Below are 21,469 nucleotides of genomic sequence, written 5' to 3'. Positions count from 1 at the left end.
TGCTTTGTTAAATTATTCTTTAATTGCCGTCACTCCAGCTCAAAATGAGCTTTTCAAATTCCTCGCCGAGGAAAAGAGGCACATCCTGCCAGTGCAGCAGGCTGGATATGGCCGGGTGCGGGAGGCTATGGCCCTTAAGCCCGGCTGCGGCGGGAATACTGAGGATCAGCGGATCGGCCATAAGCCTTGTATAAGCGCCGCTGCGCAAAAGCTTAATCAGCTGCTTTTCGCTTTTCAGCAGCAGATCGCCGGGTAAAGCCAATTCCGGTTCCAGGTCAAAGAAGCTGGCCACGGTGATGTCCTGCCTGCAATCGGCTTGCCGGAGAGCGGCCCGCAAAGAATTGGCCATTACCTGATCGCCGATTATCAGCAAAGCCCCTGTCCCTGCCGCCGGCCAAGCTCCATCTTCTCCGGCGGCCAGCCAAGCAGCACCAGTTCCCGTCTTGGCATCCTTAATGATCCGATTTTGCTTATCCGCCATGGTCTGCCCTAAAGCCTCCAGCACCATCCTGCTGTGCCTTATCCCTAAAGGAGCCGCCGCCACATAGGGAATACCGTAATTTTTATAGAGGTATTGGGCAGCCGCCCAACCGGACTGGGATACCACCAGATTGACCTCCGCGGCGGGAGCCCGCCGCAGTTGATCCAGTTCCGTCCCCATCCAAAAGCTTACGTTAACCCGGAAGCCGTTATCTTCCAGCAGACGAATTAGATCTCTGCTGTTATCATTGGCCGAGAAATCCAGGGGAGTCAGGCCTAAAATATTCACATGTCCGGCAGCCGTTGGGATTCCGGGGACAGCGAATCGCTGGAGCAGCCGCAGGTGGGCGGCCGAAATTCCTTTGTTGTAATAAGAAAATCCGGTCGTAGCAAATCCTAAGGCCGCAAAACCGCTGCGCGCCTCAATCTCCCGGGCAATACCCTTCATATCCCTGCCGATGATCGCCGGCACAGGGCTGCCCAGCAGAGCAATGAATTCCGGCTTGAGCTTCTCTGCCGCTTCAATCGTCTGGCTGATCAGCCGTTCTTCATCCCCCAGCACTGCTTCAATGGTTCTTAGATTGGAACCAAAGGTGCTGCGCGTGCTTTCCGTCCAGCGGGGTTCGTCATAGGTGACATAATTGCGGGTACAGCATGAGGCATCATCGATAATGATCAGACAATTCAATTCATACAGCGCAGAGCAGACTCCGGAGTAATCGCTGGCAAAAGGCGGGAGATAGACAGCTAGCCGTTCCATGATGCTCACTTCCCCTCATCCTTTTTCTCGTTCAGGTGTTCCCAGTCCGCTGACCTGGCGGCAGCTTTGCCCATCAGCCCCATCAGCTTGCGAATACCGTGGAACCCATAAAAGGATTCGTCATTGAACATATTCACAAAATGCCTGGCCTTCAGCAAAAAAGCGCAGTCATAGCCGATTGCCAGGCATTCCCTGTCCAGGCCATAACCGGCAACGGCTTTGACACCCTCCCGGTTGATCACGGTGACCTGGGGGTGATGATCGGCCAGCCATTGCCCCTCCTCAGCATCCTCCCGGGGAGAATGGGGGGCAAAGACCGCCTTCACTTGAAAGCCGTAGCCCAGGAGAGCCTTGGCCAAAGCAAAGGGCCGCATAGAGGCGGAAGAATCCACAACAATCGGGATATCTCCCACCATTTCCCTGGTGACTATGATGTCCAGCAGGGTCTGCCGGATCTCCCCGCCAAAATCCGGGCAGGACTTGCCCAACAGGCCGGCGAGATCTTGATAATGCTGCAGAACTTCCTTTAGATCATAGGAAACCGGGTTGTCATAATAAGGAATGTCCAGCTTTGCCGCCATGTTTTGAGCGGCAACCTGACCCATCGGCATTAAGACCAGGTTTAACCGGCTGGAGGCCATCTTCTGATAGTCCGCAAAGGTCTCACAGGTGAAAAGCTCCCGTATGGTGACAATTCCCCACTCCTTCAGGACAGTAAACAACTCGCTCTCCGGGTCGAGGGAAACATAATGGCCGATGAAATTGAGGCTATTTTCCTTTTGCTCCGTATATTCCAGCAGCCCATACATCTGGTTGTGCTTGCGCATACCCTGGGATATTTTTTCATCAGCCGCCACGGGATTAATATGACAAACTGTGAAATAAAGCCCGGGAAAACGGCTTTTCAGCTCCCGCAAAAGAGCTTTTTCATCAGTACCCAGAAAATCATCGATACAATTGAAGTACAGCACAAAGGCCTTGGGCACCGGCTCCAGCACTTCCAGGAGCTCCTCCACCGCATCGCCGATATTCTCAACATATTGCCCGGAAACCGCATCCTCTTCCCCAATATATAGAAAGGAGAGAAACTCCTTTTCCCCGTTTTGCAAAGCGCGGATAGCGTTGCGGCGGCCGCAGGCCGTGGGGCAGATATGGAGACTGTGGCTTTCCGGGATGCGCAGAATCGTTTTTGACCGGCTCCGGTTGGGAATATAATAGAGAAGATTATTTTGAACCCTTTTACTCATGTTCGCACACCTCAATATAGGAAACTTGCTTCAGGTGGAGTTTAAAACTCCACCTGAGGCTTAGTTGACTTATCCACTGTGTGGAGGAAACGCCGGGCCAGAGTGCGGTAGCATTGGGCAATCTCCGTTTCCGGAAAAATCTCCATAACCGTCTTGCCCTGCTCTTCCCCCTTCTGGATCTCGGCCGCCCGGGGAATCACGGCAATAAGCTCGCCCTGAGTTTCCGCCGCCAGCTGCTGCACCAACTCCAGCTCCTTGTCCACATTGCGCCGGTTCAGGATCAGCCCTCCGTAACGGGCATAGTCCCGGCTGCGGAAATTGGCCAAAGCTGCGGCGATATTGGAAGCTGCATACATGGACATCATCTCTCCCGAGGTAACGATAAAGACCACATCCGTATACTCCCCCCGCAGAGGCATGGCAAAGCCGCCGCAGACCACATCTCCCAGCACATCGTAAAGCACAATATCCGGCTGGTAGACTTCATAAGCCTTCATTTCCGCCAAGGTATCAAAAGCGGTGATAATTCCCCGTCCCGCACAGCCGATGCCGGGCATAGGACCCCCTGCTTCCACACAAAGCACTCCGTTATATCCCTCCTGCACAAAGTCGCTCACCTGCAGGTCATCCCGTCTGCTCCGCACCAGCTCCAAAACGGTGGGAATGGCTCGGCCCCCGGTCAGCATCCGCGTGGAATCCGCCTTGGGATCGCAGCCGATCTGCATCACTTTATAGCCCATCCCGCTCAAGGCGACTGCCAAATTGGAGGTGGTGGTGGACTTGCCAATCCCTCCCTTACCGTAAATAGCTGCTCTAATCATGGTTTATGCACTCCTTACCCGGTGGGATTGTCCTGCCCAGTTTGACTGCGCTGCCTGAGCGTCTTTTCGCCGCAAAGCAGCCGCACTGCAGCTGGTTCCCCCTTTTTTAGCAAACGGTCCTCAGCTTCCTCCATCAAAATCCCCGTGGCATTGACAAAACAATCCACTGTGTCTCCCATCCGGATAGGAACAATCTCATAATCCTCCCCGGTCCAACGGAGACCTACATGAGCATGACGGCCGGAGCGGATTCCGCTTTGGTAATCCTCATGCAGCCGGGCTTTGATCTCCGGCCGCTCATAACACGGACACCCCAGAAAGCGTTCCATAATCGCCGGCAGGTACTGCTCAGCCTGAGTCAGAGCCGCATGAGGAGGCGCAGGAATTCCCACGACACATTTCCCCTGGATTTCTGCCAGCAGCATGGCTTTCCCACCGGGGTTGAACCCCATGCCCTGGACCAGTACTCTGCCCAGTTTTTCGACAGCCTGGACGGTATAATCCCCATACCGGGCTCCGCTGCGGCCTAAGCCCCCGATCAGGATCAGAACATCACAGCGGGAGATAACCTGCAGAATAGCCTGGCAGATCAGGTCTACCCCATCCCCTGCCACCGGTTCTGTCCAGGCCTCCCCGCCGCATTCCTGAAGGATCCCTGCCAAGAGAATGCTATCCGACTCCACTACCTGTCCGGGGCCGGGCCGGCGGCCGGGTGCCACCAGGTCGTCCCCCACCGGAATGATGGCAGCTTTGGGCTTTTTCCATACGGTTATCGTTTCCACTCCGGCAAAACGCAGGATCGAGAGATGAGCCGGGTTTAGTCGGTAATTGGCCGGAACAAGCCGCTCACCCCCCCTGATGCTGCTGCCTGCCCCCTTGATTCCCTGCCCCGGTGCGGGCAGGGCCTTGATTTCCACTCTTCCATCTGTCCAATGCTTTACCTGTTCCAACGGAATCACTGTATCAAAAGGCGGTTCAATCACCGCGCCCATGGCCCGGAGACAAAATTCATGTTCAGCCAGCACCCGGCTGCCGCTCTCAAGCAGCTTTTTAGCCTGTTCCCAGTTCACCATAATTCCGTCATGCTGGGCGGTATCTGCCGAAGGCACCGAGAAGGCCGCATAGGTCGGTTCCGAAGTCACCCGGCCCAAAGCTTCATTCAGTGGTACGAATTCCTTGGCCAGTTCAAATTTGGCCTGGTCGAAAAGGATCGCCAAAGCCTCATCCCGGGAGAACGGATCATTCTGCTGCCGATGACAGCGTGTGGCACAACCGATGCAGGATGAGGAGGGGCAGCTGATGTGATCATGCTGATTATTTGCCATGGTGTTTCTCCTTATAAAAACAATACCAACAGAAAAAGCGGCCTGCCTTTCTAAAGCAAAACCGCCTGATGACGAAAACAGCAAAAGCCAGCATCCGATCTGTCAATCCTGTATTTTCTGCTTCCTTTTCATCAGTGAAGGCCAGCTGGTTTCCTGACTGACCCCGTGAGCGGTTTGCTCAGGCTCCTCCGTCATGAGATAGTCTTTTAGACAAAGGAGCTCGGAAAACTATTCAATTTCGTTGTTTATCCATAAACATAACATAACATAAATAAACATAAAAATAAATATCCTGATTTTATTTTACACTAAATTAGGTTATATAGGTTTATATAGTTATAAAATTGGGGTATACAAAGCTATGTTTATGCTCAAAAAAGAAGTGCCTGATATCAAAGCACTTCAATCTCGGTAAATGTCAGCCCTGTGAGCTCGTGTCTTTTATAGACTTCCACAAATCGCTCGGAGCAATAAACGGTAACACCGTAGCCCTTGGCTCTGAACAGATCCGCTCCTTTGAGGGATTCTTCTCTTAAATAAAGGTAATCCCGCGCTTCAACCCGCTCCTTGTTCTCGGCACTATAGGTTTCGTAGCCGCATTCCGGACAACGATCGAGCAGAATAACATTTGATTTTTTATAAAATTCGGCACTCACAGCGACATGAAGCTTGTGATAGACCGGCGGTTCCGTGGGTATCTTATGGATTCTGATCCCCTGGCGCCGGAGCTCCTTTAGTTGCAGATCCGATAGATCACGGACGGATAGTACATGAGCTTTCTCTAAGCTGTAACCCGTAATCTTTTCTCTTTCCAGAACGTCTTTGGCCTTCCCTGAGATATGGTTGATATAAAACCAGAGAAAATCAGGATAATTATCATTAGACAAAACAATAGGGTTATCGGTTCCCCAGTCATACATTGTGCTTTTTTTCCATTCTCTTTGGCATAGGGGACAATGGATCTCTTTTCTTGGCCATTCGCCTACACTTGCTCCATAGGCGTAGGGCTCTTTTTCTCCTTCATCAATTTCCAAACAATAATAACGCATCTCATCACCTTCCAATATATACTCTACCTTCCAGCATATACTCCGATAATAAAAAAGAGCCGGTGTATTCGGCTCTGGCAGACGTCATGTAATAAGTAAAGATGAGCGATCATCCTACCCATAAATTTGCTACACTTATTCTCCCCCGAAAACTTGTGTTTCCGGAATGGGGCAGGTATCCTGACTTGAACTCATCCTCATCCCTTACCTTCCCGGTTTTCACCAGTGGATCCTCTAAGGGACTCGTCCTTCTTACAGTAGCGGGGCTGTCCCGGCTTCACACCGGAGTTCCCTATTAATGCATTTAAGCAACCCTATTCCGCCTGATATTCAGTTTTTTCCTAAACTTTTCCTTATAACCAACATTATATCAAGTATCACTGTAAGTCAACAGAATATTTTGCCTACAGCAAAGAGCAGCATATATTATTGGTAAGAAAGGATGAACTTCGGGAAGAAATCAATGATACGAAAGCGAAAATTGCCTCCGGCGAACAGTCCTTTTTGATAATGTAGACACCCTGTTTGCAAAGGTGGCCCTTGGTGATTTATATGCAGATTTAGAGAATGTTTCTGGACTATTGCATTGATAATTAGCATAAATCCTTTTCAACTCCAGGTCCTGCCGGGTACTTAAGATGTATATGATCAAGGTTTCAAAGAATCGCTTCGCCTTTTCCTTGTCTTCCACCTTCTCCAAATTGAAAACTAATTCATGCAGGATGGTATAGAAATTTTTTCATCTTTGATAAAGATTGCCCGCATCGCCCTCAATACAATCAGGAGCAACATATTGCCGACCAGTTCTTGATCAGTGTATGTGGAGAGGTTGTAGAGGATGTATCTGTACTCCGGGATATATTGGGTTACCGTATCAGGCAGCTGTTCATAATGGTCGATCATCCCAGATAGTTTCAGCGGACCGTCCCATTGCTCCTGACCGTGATAGATTACCAGCGGAATGATGACCGGTAGTCTATCTGTCGGAGATTCCTTTAGCTTACTTTCCCATATCCTGACCATATATTTCAGCAGCTGCAGGGCTATGCTTTGGGATGGGTAGCTATGAGGTAAGGTTGGCGATAGCATAAGCTACCGCCGCGCTCCCTCCAGAACCGGACGGACATCTCTCGATGTATCCGGCTCGCCATTTACCTTCGATTGCCGAACTAATCTCAGGTATGAATTTGTTGATAGCAATCAGGACATACGACTAGCGTCTTGCGCCTGCGTTCAATCATTACGCGTTCCCATGCACGCTCGCCTTTCAGTTCCTTCAGTTTCTTGACTTGGTGGAAAGTTAATTGCCCACTCGTTTTTTCGCAGAGTTCACACTTATGCAGACGTATACGATTGGTGAAACTGTTCCTTTTCTCATATCTTGTGTATTGTGGGAGGAGTGACACCCGTGCATCATTTATTGCCAGTCTCTCTCGATGAAAGCCGCCGTTATAAAACGTTGCCACTCTTTTGCCACTTTTTATTGTGTACTCCACCATAAACGTCTTTTTCATCACGTAACGGGCTTTTATTCTTGAAACTGATGTCCTGTATTTTCTAGCGAACGTTTTCAGCATACTGTAATCGGCCTATTTTGATGGAGTTGTTCGCAACCCTATAGTAATTGCGAATCCCTCTTATCTCTTGGTTGTATGCTGTTAAAATGTCGATGTCAGACCGGTTAACAAGCTTGCCCCGGTGCAATGCCTTGTAGGACTCCTTGCCATCTGAAGTCAGAACTGTCTTGAACGCCTTGTACTCGCGGAGTTTGCCCACCCATTTTTCGTGCGGGACCAGCAGTTTGATGGAACCTGTTTGCGAACGCATAATGGCTCCATCTTTTCGTCTCTTTGCGCACTGCTCCCGTGAGACGTAAATATCATATCCGAGAAAGCGGGCTTTATCCCCTGAATGTGTAATCTTTGTCTTGGCGTCCGACATTTTGAGTTTAAGCTCTCCTGCTAAGAACTGTTTGATGTCTGTTTTGACGCGTTCGGCGTCGGTTTTGCTGCCGATAACTCCGACGATGAAGTAGGCTAAGCACCCAGCGCCTTGCCGCATTGCTGCGGCAGGTTTCCGGATGCTCGCCCCCGAACCGTACTTACCCCTCTCGGGGTATACGGCTCTCCATTTACTCAGAATCTACAGAGTGTATTGCCCTGTGGCACTCGTTGCACACAATTAGCGTCTTTCGGCGCATTTTCAGCATGACCCGTTCCCATGGGTGGCTGCCGGTCAGGTCTTTCAGGCGCTTCACCTGATGGGAGCTGACCAGAACATGTTCCTTGCCGCACAACTCACACCTGGCGGCCTTCATGCGGTAGAACAGTTCCTTGGGTTCGTAGTTGACCACGTATTCCGGTTGGTAGTCCACATTTGCTGGCAGGGGGGCAACTATGCGAGGGAATCCATCTTGATAAAACGTGACCCTCCGGATTCCTGACTTAGTCATGTACTCCACGATAAATGCGCCATCACGGCTATATTTGGCATTAATCTTTGAAACCGTGGTTCTGAACTTACCCGCCAGAGTCTTGTACAAGCTGTACTTCATGACGTAATGAAACTTGTTTAGTACCGAGGCGTTGTTGGCCATCCGAAAATAGTTGTAGATACCCCGAAGCTGGGCATTATACATGTTGACGATTTCGCGCGGCTCCAGTCCCATGAAGTCGGTTCTTGGCTGCGGTGTCCATTTTTCCTTGCCGTTACCGTCCGAGGCTACTTTGAGCACACCGTATTCCCGCAACTTACCAACCCATTTGTCTTTCGGGACATACAGCTTGACCTTTCCGGAGTGCACCCGGCTCTGACCTCTGGATGTCCTTCTGGTGGTGTTGTCCTGGCATACCGCGATATCGTATCCCAGGAAGCGCGCCTTATCCTGTCCGTGCGTAATCAGAGTCTTTTCCGGGGAGAGGGTCAACTTCAGCTTGTCCGAGAGAAACCGACAAATGTCAGCTTTGACTTTCTCTGCATCCGTCTTGCTGCCGATGATTCCCACGAGAAAGTCGTCACAATAGCGCACGTATTGGATTCTGCGGTAGGTGCCATCCATCGGGTCATTGGCGGGGCATTCTAGCATCCGCTTGCGCAGGGCTCTGATTTCTCTTTGCGCCGCTTTCTTTTCCTCATCCGTCAGGGTTAACCACAGGCGGTCGTACTTTACTTTCCGATACTGGTGGGTTCGCTGGGCGCGTCCGTAGTCCTTGCCTGCCTGGCGGCGATTGCCTTTGTCGAACCGCTGTTTATACTCTTCCATATACAAATCCAGCTCATGGAGGTACAGATTGGCAAGAAGGGGACTGGCACCTGACCCCTGCGGAGACCCGCTGTAGGTGGCATTGTACTGCCAGTCTTCCAGGTATCCAGCCCTGAGGAACTTCCAGATCAGAGAGATAAAGTTCTCGTCCTGGATGCGCCTGCGCAGGATGTTCACCAGCATGTGGTGGTCGATAGTATCGAAATAGGCTTTGATGTCACCCTCGACAAACCACTTGACCCCATTGAAGCTGCGCTGCATCCGGGCGAGCGCCGTATGGCAGCTTCTGTTCGGTCGAAACCCGTGGGAAGAGTCCAGAAAAGTTGGCTCGTAGATACTCTCAAGCAGCATGCGCACGACTTCTTGCACCAGCTTGTCATTTGCCGCCTGAATCCCCAGTGGCCGTTGTCCTTTCCCACTTTTCTTGGGGATGTAGCGCCGGCGCGCTGGTTGTGGCTGGTAGCTGCGGTTCTTAAGCGATTGAATCAGGGATTCAATGCGCTCCATACCGGTACCGTCCAGCGTTGTTCTATCCACTCCCGGGGTCATGGCTCCATTGTTGGCGTACAGCTTCTGATACGCTAACAGGTAGAAGTCTGGGTTGTAGAGATTCCGATACAAACGCTCAAACCGGTAGTCTTGCTTTTGGGATTGCCTCTGTAGATTTTCCAATACAATTTGGGGACTTCTCATAATGCCTCACGCATCCTTCCTTTGTTGTACTGGAGAATAAACTGCCCTCCTTTGCCATGTGACGGGCTTTCCCCGTCTCGGACTACTACGAGGGCTCCGTAGCCGTGCCGGATTTTCAGGACAGTACTCCATAGCTGATTGTTACAGCACTCCGGCTTAGGCTATCCCCATTTAGGCCAGTCTGAACAGGCATGTCCTGCTGTCGGATACGATTTTCGCCATTTTCCGCTGATTGCGGCTGGAAGGCAGGGGATATGGCGGCATGCACATGACGACTTTATGCGCACCCCCGCTGCCACACGGCGTTTGTAACCATCTTCCGCCGTGGTCTACGCTAGCACTCCTCTGGCTGTCGTTCAGGTAATCCAACTTTTATCCTCATGCAGGACTTTTCATCTCGACGCTCAGTCGCAGCCTGATGGTTGGCTGACTTGCGCCTTTCCCGGCATGCTATGCTCCCCGTCTGGTTTCCCTTCAGGGTGAGCCGGGTGATGATAGGCGATTCCATATCTAGCCCACCGCCTTGCCGGGGCGGATTTCAGACTGACCCGCGCCATGCTTTTCAGCATGTCTTACGGGCGCACGCCGTCAGCATAACGTGCGTATTGAATAATTTTGAATGTATCATCGAATACATCGTGTGCTGGCGTTTCACGTTGTTTCACTGACAGCGCCCTTTGTTCTTTCATGCGGCTCTTTTTCTCGCTGGGGGTCAGGTTGCCCCAGATTGCCCGTGATTCTTTACGGTATTTGCTGGCCATGTACCGGGCGTGGCAGTAATTGCTACTTGGTTTTCGTCCGTGCGTTTTTCGGATGTCAAAGGCGGCTTTGTACTCACTCATAAACGTATCCAGTTCGCTGAGATATATGTTTGACAAGATGGGGCTGATGCCCGACCCTTGGGGGACACCGTCGTAAGTCATGTTGTATTCCCATTGTTCCATGTACCCTGCTTTGAGGAACTTCCACATTAGCGATATGAATGATGCATCGTCAATACGCCGTTGGAGAAGCTCAATTAATACGTGGTGGTCAAAGCTGTCGAAGCAGGCTTCGATGTCGCCCTCAACGAACCAGTTTACACCCGTGAAGTTCCCTTGTATCTGCAGCAGCGCCGTTTGGCAGCTCCGTACCGGTCGGAATCCGTGCGATTTATCCGAGAACGTTGGCTCAAAAATGCTCTCAAGAATCATTCGGACAACTTCTTGCACAAGTTTGTCATTGGCGGTGGATATGCCGAGGGGCCTTTTCTTTTGGCTGTTCTTTTTCTCGATGTACACTCTTCGCGCTGGGTGCGGTTGATAGCTTTGGTCTTTTAGGGATGCGATGATTTGCCTGATGCGTTCTTCGTTAATTCCACTTATGGTTGTACCGTCCATCCCCGGCGTCATACTGCCTTTATTAGCATAGATGTTCTGGTAGGCCAGCCAGTAAAATTCGGGGTTGTACAAGTTCCGGTATAGCCGCTGGAATTTGTACGATTCATCCTTGGATTTTTCAGTCAAACTTTTTAATACTGTGATTGGACTTCGCATAGCGCCTCACGCGCCATCCTCTCCTGAAGTATTATTGTGGTAAACTGCTCCCCTTCGCCGCACGCTATTTGGCGTGCTGTGACGTCGGTCTGTTGTGCAGACTCTGCCACATGTGAGCGGCTTTCCCGCTTCCTTTTTACGGCTATCCCTGTTGGTTCAGGGTTCTCAGACTACTACGGGAGCTGTGTTGCCTTGCCCACGTTTATGGGTTTAGGCAATCCCCATTTAGCTAGACGCGATGAGCTTTCCGTGTTGTCGGTTATGACGTTCGCCATTTGCCGCTGTCTTGCGGTCGCTTGCCATTGAGTATCCGTGTTTGCGCCACAAAAGACCGCATTCACCTATGGCATCGCACGTATCATCTCTTTTCGTGCGTGGGCTCGATTAACCCAGCTCTGACTATCATTTAGGCAGTTTAGCTTTTAACCTCATACACGAATTTACATTCCTGAGCATCGTGCCCTTTAAGAGATTGGGGCGCGGTAGCTCTCGCTCCGTTGGAGCAGCGACATGCTGCACTCCCCGTCCGGTTTCCCTTTCGGATAAATCGCGAAATGTAGGGGGGCTTTCCGTGATTTACGGATTGCATGAACATTTCCCTCTGCTTGCTCAAGACAGAATCGTCAGCTAGCCTTGTAGACATTTTTTTTCGCCTGTCTGCGTATGGGCGCACTTTATGCTCAAACAGGAAATAGAAGTACCCTTCATTCTCACGAATCTTCACTTGAAACAGGAGGTCGGAAAAGCTTTCCTGCAGCTCCTGATCGATATAGCTGTCCTTTTGCGGCAGGACGGTTTTCAGATCAACCAGTGCCCGAACCTCCTGCGGAAGATAGTTCTCAAGAAAACTCCTGGCCGTGCCGACATCACCAAAGGTTTCTTTAAAAAATTTATCGTGGGGATTGTGAATAAGACTCATATTCTTCCCCTTCTTACTTAATATTAATATATCATAGTTTGAGGTTATAGAGTAATTAATACCTGGATTTTAGAATAATTACCTTTTATTCCCTCAATAAAATTATACCAAACATACGTTCTAAATACAATCACTTATGCGAATATTATTTGAATCTTTAAAATCGGATTCGTGTCCGCTTTTAGCCATCTCCTCTGCTATAACCCTTCTGATAAATATCTTGCCCCAAGTTTCCAAGCGCTTGGAAATTTGGGGCATTTCACATGGTTTCGTTCTCCTGCTTAGGACTAGCTCACCTCTAAAGCTCCGAAATTCCCAAACGTTTGGGAATTTCAAATGGCATTAACCCCTTAACCGACTTTAATCGCCCTCTCATGGCAGTTATTTTGACACAGTTTACACCTTGTACAGGCGGATTCATTGCTGACATAGGCTCTCGAATTACCCTTGACTCTGATCTTTAATTTTCCCATCATATTAAGCTGATTATAATCGGCCTGCTTAACCTCTTTTAATTCCAATACCTTAGCCGGACATTGGCTGATACATAACCCACAGCCATCACACCGATTTAAATTAATGCTTACACTCATAAACCAACACTCCCCTAAATTAAATTTTACGGATTAAACCGATAGCCGGTTCCCCAGACGGTCTCTATATATTCCGGGTTGGCCGGGTCTCTTTCGATTTTCTTCCTGATCTTTTGAATATGAACCGGGACGGTTGCCAGATCCCCGTAGTACTCCGCCCCCCAAAGCAGATCAAAGATGCGCTCCTTGCTGAAAAGTATATTCGGGTTGGAAGCAAAGAAGAGCAGGAGTTCGTATTCCTTGGCGGTGAACTGAACTTCTTTGCCATTGACATAGACTTTATGGGAGGCGGTATTGATTTCCAGCCCACGGTGATTAATCACCTCTATGCCCTGGTGCTTACCTGTCAGACGTTCGTATCGTTTCAAATGGGATCGGATGCGGGCCATGAGCTCCGCGGGGCTGAAAGGTTTCGTCAAATAATCGTCGGCACCGTAATCCAGTCCCCTGATTTTATCAATATCTTCACTGCGGGCCGACAGGACGATAATGGGAATCTCCAACTTCTTGCGGACTTCTTTAATGATCTCAAACCCGTCCAGCTGGGGCAGCATTAAATCGACGATCAGAATATCATAAGTCCCGGAGACAGCTTTCTTCAGCCCCGTTGCTCCATCCAGGACGATATCGACCTGGTAGCCGTTAAGCTGCAGGTAATCCCGTTCCAGTTCGGCAATATTGACATCATCTTCGATGATCAGGATATTTTTCATTGCCATAGGCCCTCCATCCTATTGTCATGATTGAACTACACTATTTCGCGCGGAGCAAAGTATTGAGAGGATTTATTAAGATGATTTACTAATAGGCAGCTTTATGGTAAAGCGGGAGCCGGCCCTGTCTGTACTGGCAGCTGAGATCGTGCCCCCCTGGGCTTCAATCAACTCTTTGGCTATGGCCAAACCCAGTCCCGTACTTGTGAAATCTTTGGAGCGTTCCGTGTCAAGCCGGTAAAAGCGGTTAAAAATATGGGGCAGCTGCTCTTCCGGAATTCCCGGGCCATTGTCGGCAATGTCGATGCAGATATCATCTTCCTGAACATATAGCTCCATTGTCACCTTTAAATCCTGCTCCGGCCCATACTTCATGGCATTATCGATGATATTGCGGATCCCTTGATACACCCGTTTCCCATCAATAGTGACCGCATAGTCCCGGTCCGTTCTGTTCTGATAGAAAAACTTGAATTGCCTTTCTTCAAACTCAAATTTTAACTCGGTGGCCAAATCGTCCAGATAAGCGCCTATGCTCAGGACTTCATAATTCATCGCCACTTTGTCCAGATCCAGCTTGGAAAATAAAAACAGATCGTCAATCAGCTTATTCATATAGGCAGTATTGCTGTAAATCGTCTCCAGGTAACGCTTTATTTTTTCCGGTTCGCCGACGCACCCCTCAAGAATTACTTCCAGATAGCCCTGGATCGAGGTAATCGGCGTTTTTAGATCATGGGAGATGTTGGCCACCAGAGTCTTTCTGTTTTTCTCATACTCCTGATTGCTTCTTTCGCTTTCCTGCAGTTTAAAAGCCATTTCATTAAAAGCGTAAATCAGCTGCGTGAATTCATTTTCGACTTCCGGCTCAATTGACACCTGATAATTTCCTTTGGCGATTTCATCAAAGCCCTGCTTCAATTGTTCCATCGGTTTAAAGACCCTCTTCTCCAGACGCCGGAAAAAACCGAGCTGGAGTATTTCCCGGGTGATGAGGATCAAGGCAAAAAATACAGCAATGGCTTTGAGCCCGATCCATTGAAAGAGCAGGTATAAAAGAAGCAAATTCAAAAGGACTCCGACCGGGCGCAGAAACTTCATGGACCTGCGCAATTCCCGAAATTCCCCGTGCTGCCTGCCCTTATGAAACTCCTCATGATACAATTTATGAAACTTTCTATCTGGTCTCAATCCATCTGGTCTCAATCCATCTGGTCTCAAGCCATCACCCTCTTCCTGAAACATCTACCTAAAATAACCCTTAACATCAATCCACCTGTTTTAATTTTACTTTATTATTTTAAATATCTTATAAACCAATTGAGTTAATTTCATAATGTTAGTCTGAAAATAGAATAGACTAACAGAATTTCGGAGCATACGTTTTTAAAAATTAAGCGGCAATTCTCATGGACTTGTTTAGTCGGTCAACTGCTAATTTGCAGAGGGTATAAGCAAGGATTGAAAACTGAAAATCTACTTGGGCACTTTTTCCGCGATGACGGATATTGTTGAGCTGGAAATACTCCTTTAGATACGCATTGACTCGCTCTACAGCGGTTCGTTGTTTGTAAAGCTCAAAGTAACGGTCGCTTCCCCTAGCTGGTACTGTGTACTTTCTGGGATCTGACAAAGTCTTAATCTTAAATACCTTTTGGCAGGTATCACTATCTTTGAGGGGACACTCCTGGCATTCCTTGGGTCGAGTGTATTTCAAAGTATCATAACGCGGATCATGGCTATCGTAGCGGTACGAATAACCCTTCTGGCATATTGGACGAAAATATTTATCATTGTCTTCTGGAAGTTGCTCGTTTCGCTTATTGTAATCAATGAGTGCCCGTGCTCCTATACATCTCGCTTGCTGGTATATGGGGATATAGTCATATCCAGCATCTGCGAGGATATAGGAGGGGTTCAAGTAAGGATGTTTTTCACTCAGCGCTTTAAGCAAAGGAATAGCCATTTTCCCATCATTTATGTTCCCTGAAGATAGTAAAGAACTTAAAACGTACTGACCCTTACAATCAACAAGGAGGTGCCCTTTGAAGCCATACCAGAACACGTTTTTTCCTTCTGAATTCTTTTTAATCCCCCATTGAGGATCAAGAGGAATGTGTTGTGCTAATTCTGTGAAGGTGCAGGAAAGTTGATCTTCAATCTTCTTCTCAAATATGGGGCGATTCTTTTCTAGCTCCTCTTGTTCCTTAAGCCATGCCTCTCTTTCTGATTTGGGCTTCCGTCCACGCTTTTTAGGAGTCTTTTCAACCGGAGTTTCTTCTTGCTTTTTTTCAGGCTTGCGATCTCTCGCTTCGATATGAGTAGCATCTATTGCCACAACACATTCTGGATCAATAAACCCTTCTTTAAATGCCTGAAGCACCAAATCATCCTGAGAGTTAGCCAAAACAGAGGAGTCATCTATCTTTTTGATCATTCGGCAATAAGATGCTTCGCTAGGAACCGAGTCAGCAAGCGTAAATCCACAGTCGAAACGAAATTCCAGGCTGTTTTTCAAACGCTTACGCAAGTCCTTAATTGTAGGGATTCTTTCAATGACTCGAATGATCAAAGAGTAGATCATAGCGGTGTAGTTTAGTTGAGTTGGAGCTCCGAAGATTGCCTTTTTTGAAACCGCCTCAAGTAAAGGGTTAATGTCCAAAGGCCCAAGAATTAGAGCATATGATTCTCTTGGAGAAGTTTCTAGTATTTCCTCCAAGGAAAATAGACGTTCTTGGCGAATATTAAACATCAGGGAGTACTCCTTTCCTACCTCTCGGTGTTTGGTTTTGGACGACTACAATTTCGAGATGTTGGGGAGGTACTCCTTTTTAATTTGTCAAAAAAAGCTGAAATATTAAGGGTTTCGAGTTATGAAACTAACTCAATTATAAAAACTTTATAAAAATCAAAAAGGATCTTTATATTTTTGCCCCTTTCTGCAAAAAAGCCGGCTGCCACGTTCTTCGCGGCTGCCAGCTTTTGCTTTATTTCTTTACTATGTCCCTAAACCCGGTTCAATACCCTCTATCGCTCGTAGAGAGTCATAGGCATAAAACAGGCAGGTCTTCTGACTTGAGCAGGAAAAGACTCCTCTCTTACAGCGGCGGGACCGTGCGGGCCTTGCACCCGGCTTCCCCTTTAATCAGAAGATGGCTCCATCTTCCGAAACCTGTTTTGACTTGATTCAGTTTTACGGCCATTATAGCATAGTATAGATGGGGTAAACACCTAAAACTTTGAGAATCTACAGTCAATTCACCCCAATTTGAGCCCAGCCGTTGAATATAAGCCAAATGATGCAGCGCTGCAACATTTGACCTGTAGTCGGGTCTGCAGCCAAGCAGAAATGCAAAGGCAGGCTTTCCACTTACCTTCTGTTCGGATTACCCGGAAACCAACCTTTTTTCACCCGTTTTTCCTGCTCAAAAATTTCATGGATGCTCCAGAGGCAGGAAAAGCCTGTCACGCTGACGATGGCGGAAAGCATATTATTCGCGATAAACAGAGAGGCGCCTATCAAGACTATCCCGGCAACCAAGAATAATGGCCAGATCCTTTTTCCGAAATAGTATTCACCTTTGATGACAATGGGATGAAACACGCCGATGATGATAAAAGCCATTGCCCCGATGATCACACCTTGAAAACTTATCTGAATCCCCTCCCTCCGGACTTATTAATCCGTTAATGCCCAGTACTCTTTAACACCTAGTTCTTCACATTTCCGGCGGTTAAATTTTCCGCAGGACTGGGAATTTCAAGAGTCACAGAGTCCTAGAAGTTTATTTTAATCCCATAGCTCTCTTTTGTCACTAGTATAGTACGCTCAATGGCTTCCGGAATGCTGCTTCCCGACAACCAAAAAACCGAGGCCCAGCCTCGGTTTTATACACATACAACACTCCAGCCCTACTTGGCAACCTGACTTATTAGCGAATCTTCCTTATTTCCAAGTCGAATAGGCTGTCTGTCAAAGATAGGCACGAGTAAAAACGTCACTAAACAAGCAATCCACTCCAAATAAATCACATGAGGGAACACCCGTACCGCCGGGATAAACTGCCACAAAACAATGACGGCAATCCCCACGAGATTCGTATAAAAAGCGGAGTTCCTTCGGGCAAGCCCCGGGGCAAAAACCGTGAATAAAAACACGATGGTAAAGGCCGTGGTCAGACTGAGCCCGATCATAATCGTCTTCAAAATTCCACTGACCGTTAAAGCTAAGATAAAGGTCAGAGCACCTAAAGCGATCACCGAAAACTTCGTCACCCACATTAAATGTTTCTCATCGCTGCCCGGGCGTAAAAAGCGCTTATAGATATCTTGTGAGAACAGTGTCGCAGAGCCTAACAATAAGCTTCCCGCTGTGGAAACGTCCGCTGCCCAAAGAGCAGCCAGAGTAATTCCGGCCAGAACCGGCGGCAAGGACATAATCATCTGGGGCAGCGCCAAAGTCGCGCTCATATCCGGATACATTCCCTTGGCGGCAATCCCCATCAAGGCGGCCAGGAAACCGATGGGCAGCATCAGGAGTCCCCCAATGACAAACCCATTCCGTGCAGTTTTGGCATCCTTAGCACTTAAGGAAATCTGCACTGTACCCTGCAGGGACATGGTTTGGGTCATCATCACCGCAAACCAGCTGGCAATGGCAATCCACCCCAGACCACCCACCCAATGAAAATAAGGCACCTCCTGGGGAAGCTTGACGGCGATTTGGGCTATCCCTCCCTGATTGATGAGGGTAGCAATGGTCGCTATGGCTATGCCCAGATAGATTAAAACCACATTCAGGATATTCGAAATGCCGGCAGACCACATTCCTCCGACAAAAGTAATGCCAATGAAAACGATGGCACTGGTAATAATTCCCGACTGCAGAGTAAACACGGAAGGGAGCAAGGAAGCCAGGATCGCTCCCCCTGCCAGGTATTGCAGGGATGTTATGACCAGTTGAATGGTAATTTGACTCAGTACACAGATCACCCGGCCCTTGACATCATAGAACTTCTCAAACATTTCGGGAACTGTAGTGATATTCATACTACGGTATTTGGCGGCCGCCAAAATTCCCATACAAATTGCCCCTGCCCCCCAGGCCACATTATACCAGCCGGCAGCAAGACCTACATTATAGGCCTGTTCCGCCACACCGATGGTGGAAGCTCCGCCGATAGCTAAACCTGTAATCAACACGGCAATGAGGGGAGTCGTCATCTGACGGCCGGCAAGGAGGAACCCTTCCGTTCCCTTGGCCCGTTTTGAGGCATAAAAGCTTATTCCAAATAAGGCAAAAATATAAAGAATCACAATCAGCAAAGGAATATTGAACATTTCCGCCACCATCCTACTAAATTATTAAAAATCACCCTATTAAATTTTCATAAGTTTCCTACTGAACTTCTGTACTTCACCTTTTATAACTACACATTACTTTTCCCTTATCTCTTTTGATACAGCGGTATGGTTGCTCCCCCATAGGGCATTAAAATCACATCCTGATTTTCCTGATCAACCCCAGCCAATTCTATCGCCTCTGCGAAGGAGTTGGCCCCGATCATTCCCATAGGTTTGACCAATTCAGACTCTATCTCCGAGTAGAGAATGACTTTTGCCTTAGCGGCCGATTCCACGGCAGCATAGAAGATGTAGCCGGGAATGGTAAAATTTTTACGCAGCTCCGGATCAAGGGTTTTCTCTTTAAGGGGTTCACTCCATCCGAAAAACTCATCCGCTCCGGCGCCTTCCCGGCACTCAGCCAGAAGAAGAATCGTACCGCCGGGTTTGACGGCAAGTGCCGCATTAAATAAGGTCTTGGTACTCTGATAGAGGGAGATATCCTTAGGGAAGCCTCCGCAGCTGGCAATGACGAGGTCGGCCTGCTTATCAATCGGCACGCCATAGTTCTCATCAGCCCATGCGCAGCCCTCTTCCCAAGCCTTTAGCCAGTGTCCGGCCACAAATTTAGCAATCCGGCCATCAGTATGCATAATGGTATTAATGAGAAAATCAGGATTCACAAGACCTGTCCCATCCACCATATCTTCATGTAAAGGGTTATTGATAAGTGCTCCTACCCCAATCAGTGGATTAGACTGCTCAGCGTTGGGGTCTAAGGAATGGAGATGGTTCTGAGCAATGGTCTTCCGGCTTGCTACTCCGGGGATAATGGACTTGCGCCCGCCACCGAAGCCTGCCATCAGGTGATGAACGATTCCTCCGGTGAGAATAACCTTCCGGTCCACAACTAAGCGGTTAACAACGACTTCCGTTCCCCGCGGGGTTGTTCCCACATACACCATCTCCGAATGATCGCAGTCATGATCCACCACCTCAATTCGAGCATACACCTCCTCTCCGACAATCTTCTTTTTCTCCTCAGGAGTTTGTCCCCGGTGAGTTCCGGTAGCCGTCAGGATCAGCATATCCTCATCCGGGATGCCTAAACCATTCAAGCGATTCACAATCGTGGGCAGATAGTCAGGGAGCTTTAACAGACGTGTGATATCACTGACCACAATCGTCACCTTATCCCCTGCTTTAAAAAGGGTATTGAAAGGCGCAGAAGCGATGGGGTCATCAAGAATTCTCCCGATTTCCTTAACCACATCCTCTACAGGTTGAATCGCTTTGGCATGGAGCTCTTGAATAACATATTGCGGATTGAGCAGAAAACTCTGATAACCTTCACCATATTTGAACTGATATTCCTTCTTCACACATTTTCCCTCCTTCTCAAAGTCTCAGATTCCTTTGCACCCTGTCATTGAGCACTGAATCATCCTAAGATAAGGGAAAGGCCCCTTATCTCAGGCAGAGATAGGGGAACCTTTCCTCTTGGCCTATGGGCGGAGCGTATCGAGAGTTTTCTTAATTTCTTCGAGGAAATCCTTGGTGTTGACGGTTTTGATATTGGGCAGTTCCGAGATCAAAGCCAGATCCTTGGTCATAATTCCGGCTTCGATGGTCTTTAATGAGGCTTCCTCCAACTGAGCGGCAAAGTCGGCTAAATCCGGCAAACCATCCAGCTCTCCCCGTTTCTTAAGGGCGCCTGTCCAGGCAAAAATCGTCGCAATGGGGTTGGTGGATGTCTCTTCACCCTTAAGATGTTGATAATAGTGACGGGTTACCGTACCATGGGCCGCCTCATATTCGAAATTCCCTTCGGGCGAAACCAATACCGAAGTCATCATCGCCAAGCTTCCGAAAGCAGTCGCTACCATGTCCGACATGACATCCCCGTCATAGTTCTTACAAGCCCAGATATAGCCTCCTTCAGAGCGAATAACCCGAGCCACAGCATCGTCAATAAGAGTATAGAAGTATTCAAGCTGAGCCGCTGCAAAGCGTTCCTTATATTCCTTGTCATAAACTTCCTGGAAAATATCTTTAAAGGTATGATCATATTGCTTGGAGACCGTGTCCTTGGTAGCAAACCACACGTCTTGTTTTACATCGAGGGCATAATTAAAGCACGCTCGGGCAAAGCTCTCGATGGAGCTATCAAGGTTATGCATGCCCATGAGAATTCCCTTGCCTTCAAAGTTACAGATGGTTTGACGGGATTCCTCCCCATGTTCACCTGAGAAAACCAGCTCCGCCTTGCCGGGACCACCCACCCGATACTCCACATTTTTATAGATATCGCCATAGGCATGACGAGCGATGGTAATCGGTTTCTTCCAGGTGGTGACCAAAGGCTTGATCCCTTCTACCAAGACGGGAGCGCGAAAGACCGTTCCGTCGAGCAAGGCCCGAATCGTTCCATTGGGGCTTTTCCACATTTGCTTCAGATTGTATTCCTCAACACGCTGGGCATTGGGTGTAATCGTCGCACATTTAACCGCTACCCCATATTTTTTGGTGGCCAAGGCTGCATCAACGGTGATCTGGTCATCGGTTTCATCCCGTTTCTGCAGACCCAGATCATAATACTCGGTCTTCAATTCAATATAGGGATAAAGCAGGATTTCCTTGATATAGTCCCAGATAATCCGGGTCATTTCATCTCCGTCCATTTCCACCAGGGGGACATTCATTTGAATTTTAGTCATAGCTTCCTCCTT

The 21,469-nt window shown here is 48.6% G+C and carries 18 protein-coding genes, 1 pseudogene and 3 riboswitches; all 19 genes and pseudogenes read right to left on the bottom strand.

Annotated elements, in window-relative coordinates; genetic code table 11:
• Nucleotides 1–19: 19 nt before the first annotated feature.
• Complete coding sequence (locus tag DHAF_RS07685; RefSeq protein ID WP_015943500.1) at nt 20–1,240, bottom strand: nitrogenase component 1; 1,221 nt, start codon at nt 1,238–1,240, stop codon at nt 20–22.
• 5 nt (nt 1,241–1,245) lie between these two features.
• Complete coding sequence (locus DHAF_RS07680; RefSeq protein WP_015943499.1) at nt 1,246–2,487, bottom strand: nitrogenase component 1; 1,242 nt, start codon at nt 2,485–2,487, stop codon at nt 1,246–1,248.
• Between the two features lie 41 nt (nt 2,488–2,528).
• Entirely contained in the window at nt 2,529–3,308 is a 780-nt protein-coding gene (locus DHAF_RS07675) for a nucleotide-binding protein (protein ID WP_015943498.1), read from the bottom strand.
• A 14-nt stretch (nt 3,309–3,322) separates the two neighbouring features.
• A complete protein-coding gene (locus DHAF_RS07670; protein WP_015943497.1) occupies nt 3,323–4,633 on the bottom strand; it encodes a molybdopterin molybdotransferase MoeA in 1,311 nt (436 codons plus the stop codon).
• A 105-nt stretch (nt 4,634–4,738) separates the two neighbouring features.
• Nucleotides 4,739–4,871, bottom strand: a riboswitch (molybdenum cofactor riboswitch).
• 154 nt (nt 4,872–5,025) lie between these two features.
• Nucleotides 5,026–5,682: a double-CXXCG motif protein gene (locus tag DHAF_RS07665; RefSeq protein ID WP_015943496.1), complete on the bottom strand. Its 657-nt coding sequence runs from the start codon at nt 5,680–5,682 to the stop codon at nt 5,026–5,028.
• A 153-nt stretch (nt 5,683–5,835) separates the two neighbouring features.
• Nucleotides 5,836–6,014, bottom strand: a riboswitch (cobalamin riboswitch).
• A gap of 376 nt (nt 6,015–6,390) precedes the next feature.
• Nucleotides 6,391–6,771 (bottom strand): Rpn family recombination-promoting nuclease/putative transposase, encoded by a 381-nt coding sequence (locus DHAF_RS07660; protein WP_242659948.1) that lies wholly within the window; start codon nt 6,769–6,771, stop codon nt 6,391–6,393.
• A gap of 86 nt (nt 6,772–6,857) precedes the next feature.
• Nucleotides 6,858–7,181 (bottom strand): HNH endonuclease, encoded by a 324-nt coding sequence (locus tag DHAF_RS26755; protein WP_420794932.1) that lies wholly within the window; start codon nt 7,179–7,181, stop codon nt 6,858–6,860.
• Between the two features lie 58 nt (nt 7,182–7,239).
• Nucleotides 7,240–7,743 (bottom strand): group II intron reverse transcriptase/maturase, encoded by a 504-nt coding sequence (locus tag DHAF_RS24725; protein ID WP_049769563.1) that lies wholly within the window; start codon nt 7,741–7,743, stop codon nt 7,240–7,242.
• Nucleotides 7,744–7,813: 70 nt separating this feature from the next.
• Nucleotides 7,814–9,637, bottom strand: coding sequence for a reverse transcriptase/maturase family protein (locus tag DHAF_RS07650; protein ID WP_015943495.1), 1,824 nt, complete (start codon nt 9,635–9,637; stop codon nt 7,814–7,816).
• Nucleotides 9,638–10,224: 587 nt separating this feature from the next.
• A pseudogene (locus DHAF_RS07645) lies at nt 10,225–11,172 on the bottom strand (reverse transcriptase domain-containing protein); the annotation flags it as partial.
• Nucleotides 11,173–11,587: 415 nt separating this feature from the next.
• Nucleotides 11,588–12,091, bottom strand: a complete 504-nt coding sequence (locus DHAF_RS26750; protein ID WP_015943493.1) for an Rpn family recombination-promoting nuclease/putative transposase — start codon at nt 12,089–12,091, stop codon at nt 11,588–11,590.
• A gap of 350 nt (nt 12,092–12,441) precedes the next feature.
• Nucleotides 12,442–12,684, bottom strand: coding sequence for a 4Fe-4S dicluster domain-containing protein (locus DHAF_RS07635; protein ID WP_015943492.1), 243 nt, complete (start codon nt 12,682–12,684; stop codon nt 12,442–12,444).
• A gap of 26 nt (nt 12,685–12,710) precedes the next feature.
• Nucleotides 12,711–13,397, bottom strand: coding sequence for a response regulator transcription factor (locus tag DHAF_RS07630; protein ID WP_015943491.1), 687 nt, complete (start codon nt 13,395–13,397; stop codon nt 12,711–12,713).
• A gap of 75 nt (nt 13,398–13,472) precedes the next feature.
• The gene (locus DHAF_RS07625; protein ID WP_041272054.1) at nt 13,473–14,588 is read right to left on the bottom strand and encodes a sensor histidine kinase; all 1,116 of its coding nucleotides are present in this window, start codon (nt 14,586–14,588) and stop codon (nt 13,473–13,475) included.
• Nucleotides 14,589–14,790: 202 nt separating this feature from the next.
• Complete coding sequence (locus DHAF_RS07620; protein WP_015942731.1) at nt 14,791–16,149, bottom strand: IS1182-like element ISDha8 family transposase; 1,359 nt, start codon at nt 16,147–16,149, stop codon at nt 14,791–14,793.
• Between the two features lie 291 nt (nt 16,150–16,440).
• Nucleotides 16,441–16,588: riboswitch (cobalamin riboswitch) on the bottom strand.
• 179 nt (nt 16,589–16,767) lie between these two features.
• Nucleotides 16,768–17,052 carry a DUF4491 family protein gene (locus DHAF_RS07615; protein WP_041271930.1) on the bottom strand — a complete coding sequence of 95 codons (285 nt, stop codon included), beginning with the start codon at nt 17,050–17,052 and terminating at the stop codon, nt 16,768–16,770.
• A gap of 257 nt (nt 17,053–17,309) precedes the next feature.
• A complete protein-coding gene (locus DHAF_RS07610; RefSeq protein WP_015943488.1) occupies nt 17,310–18,737 on the bottom strand; it encodes a sodium:solute symporter family protein in 1,428 nt (475 codons plus the stop codon).
• 107 nt (nt 18,738–18,844) lie between these two features.
• Entirely contained in the window at nt 18,845–20,122 is a 1,278-nt protein-coding gene (gene larAH10 / locus DHAF_RS07605) for an NPN-dependent 2-hydroxyacid racemase, LarAH10 family (protein ID WP_005812390.1), read from the bottom strand.
• Nucleotides 20,123–20,245: 123 nt separating this feature from the next.
• Entirely contained in the window at nt 20,246–21,457 is a 1,212-nt protein-coding gene (locus tag DHAF_RS07600) for an NADP-dependent isocitrate dehydrogenase (protein WP_005812388.1), read from the bottom strand.
• Between the last annotated feature and the right edge of the window lie 12 nt (nt 21,458–21,469).

This window comes from Desulfitobacterium hafniense DCB-2, assembly GCF_000021925.1.
In the GTDB taxonomy this organism is placed as follows: Bacteria; Bacillota; Desulfitobacteriia; order Desulfitobacteriales; family Desulfitobacteriaceae; genus Desulfitobacterium; species Desulfitobacterium hafniense.
The sequence above is the reverse complement of the archived record's forward strand: the minus strand, read 5'-3'. Positions and strand labels throughout refer to the sequence as shown.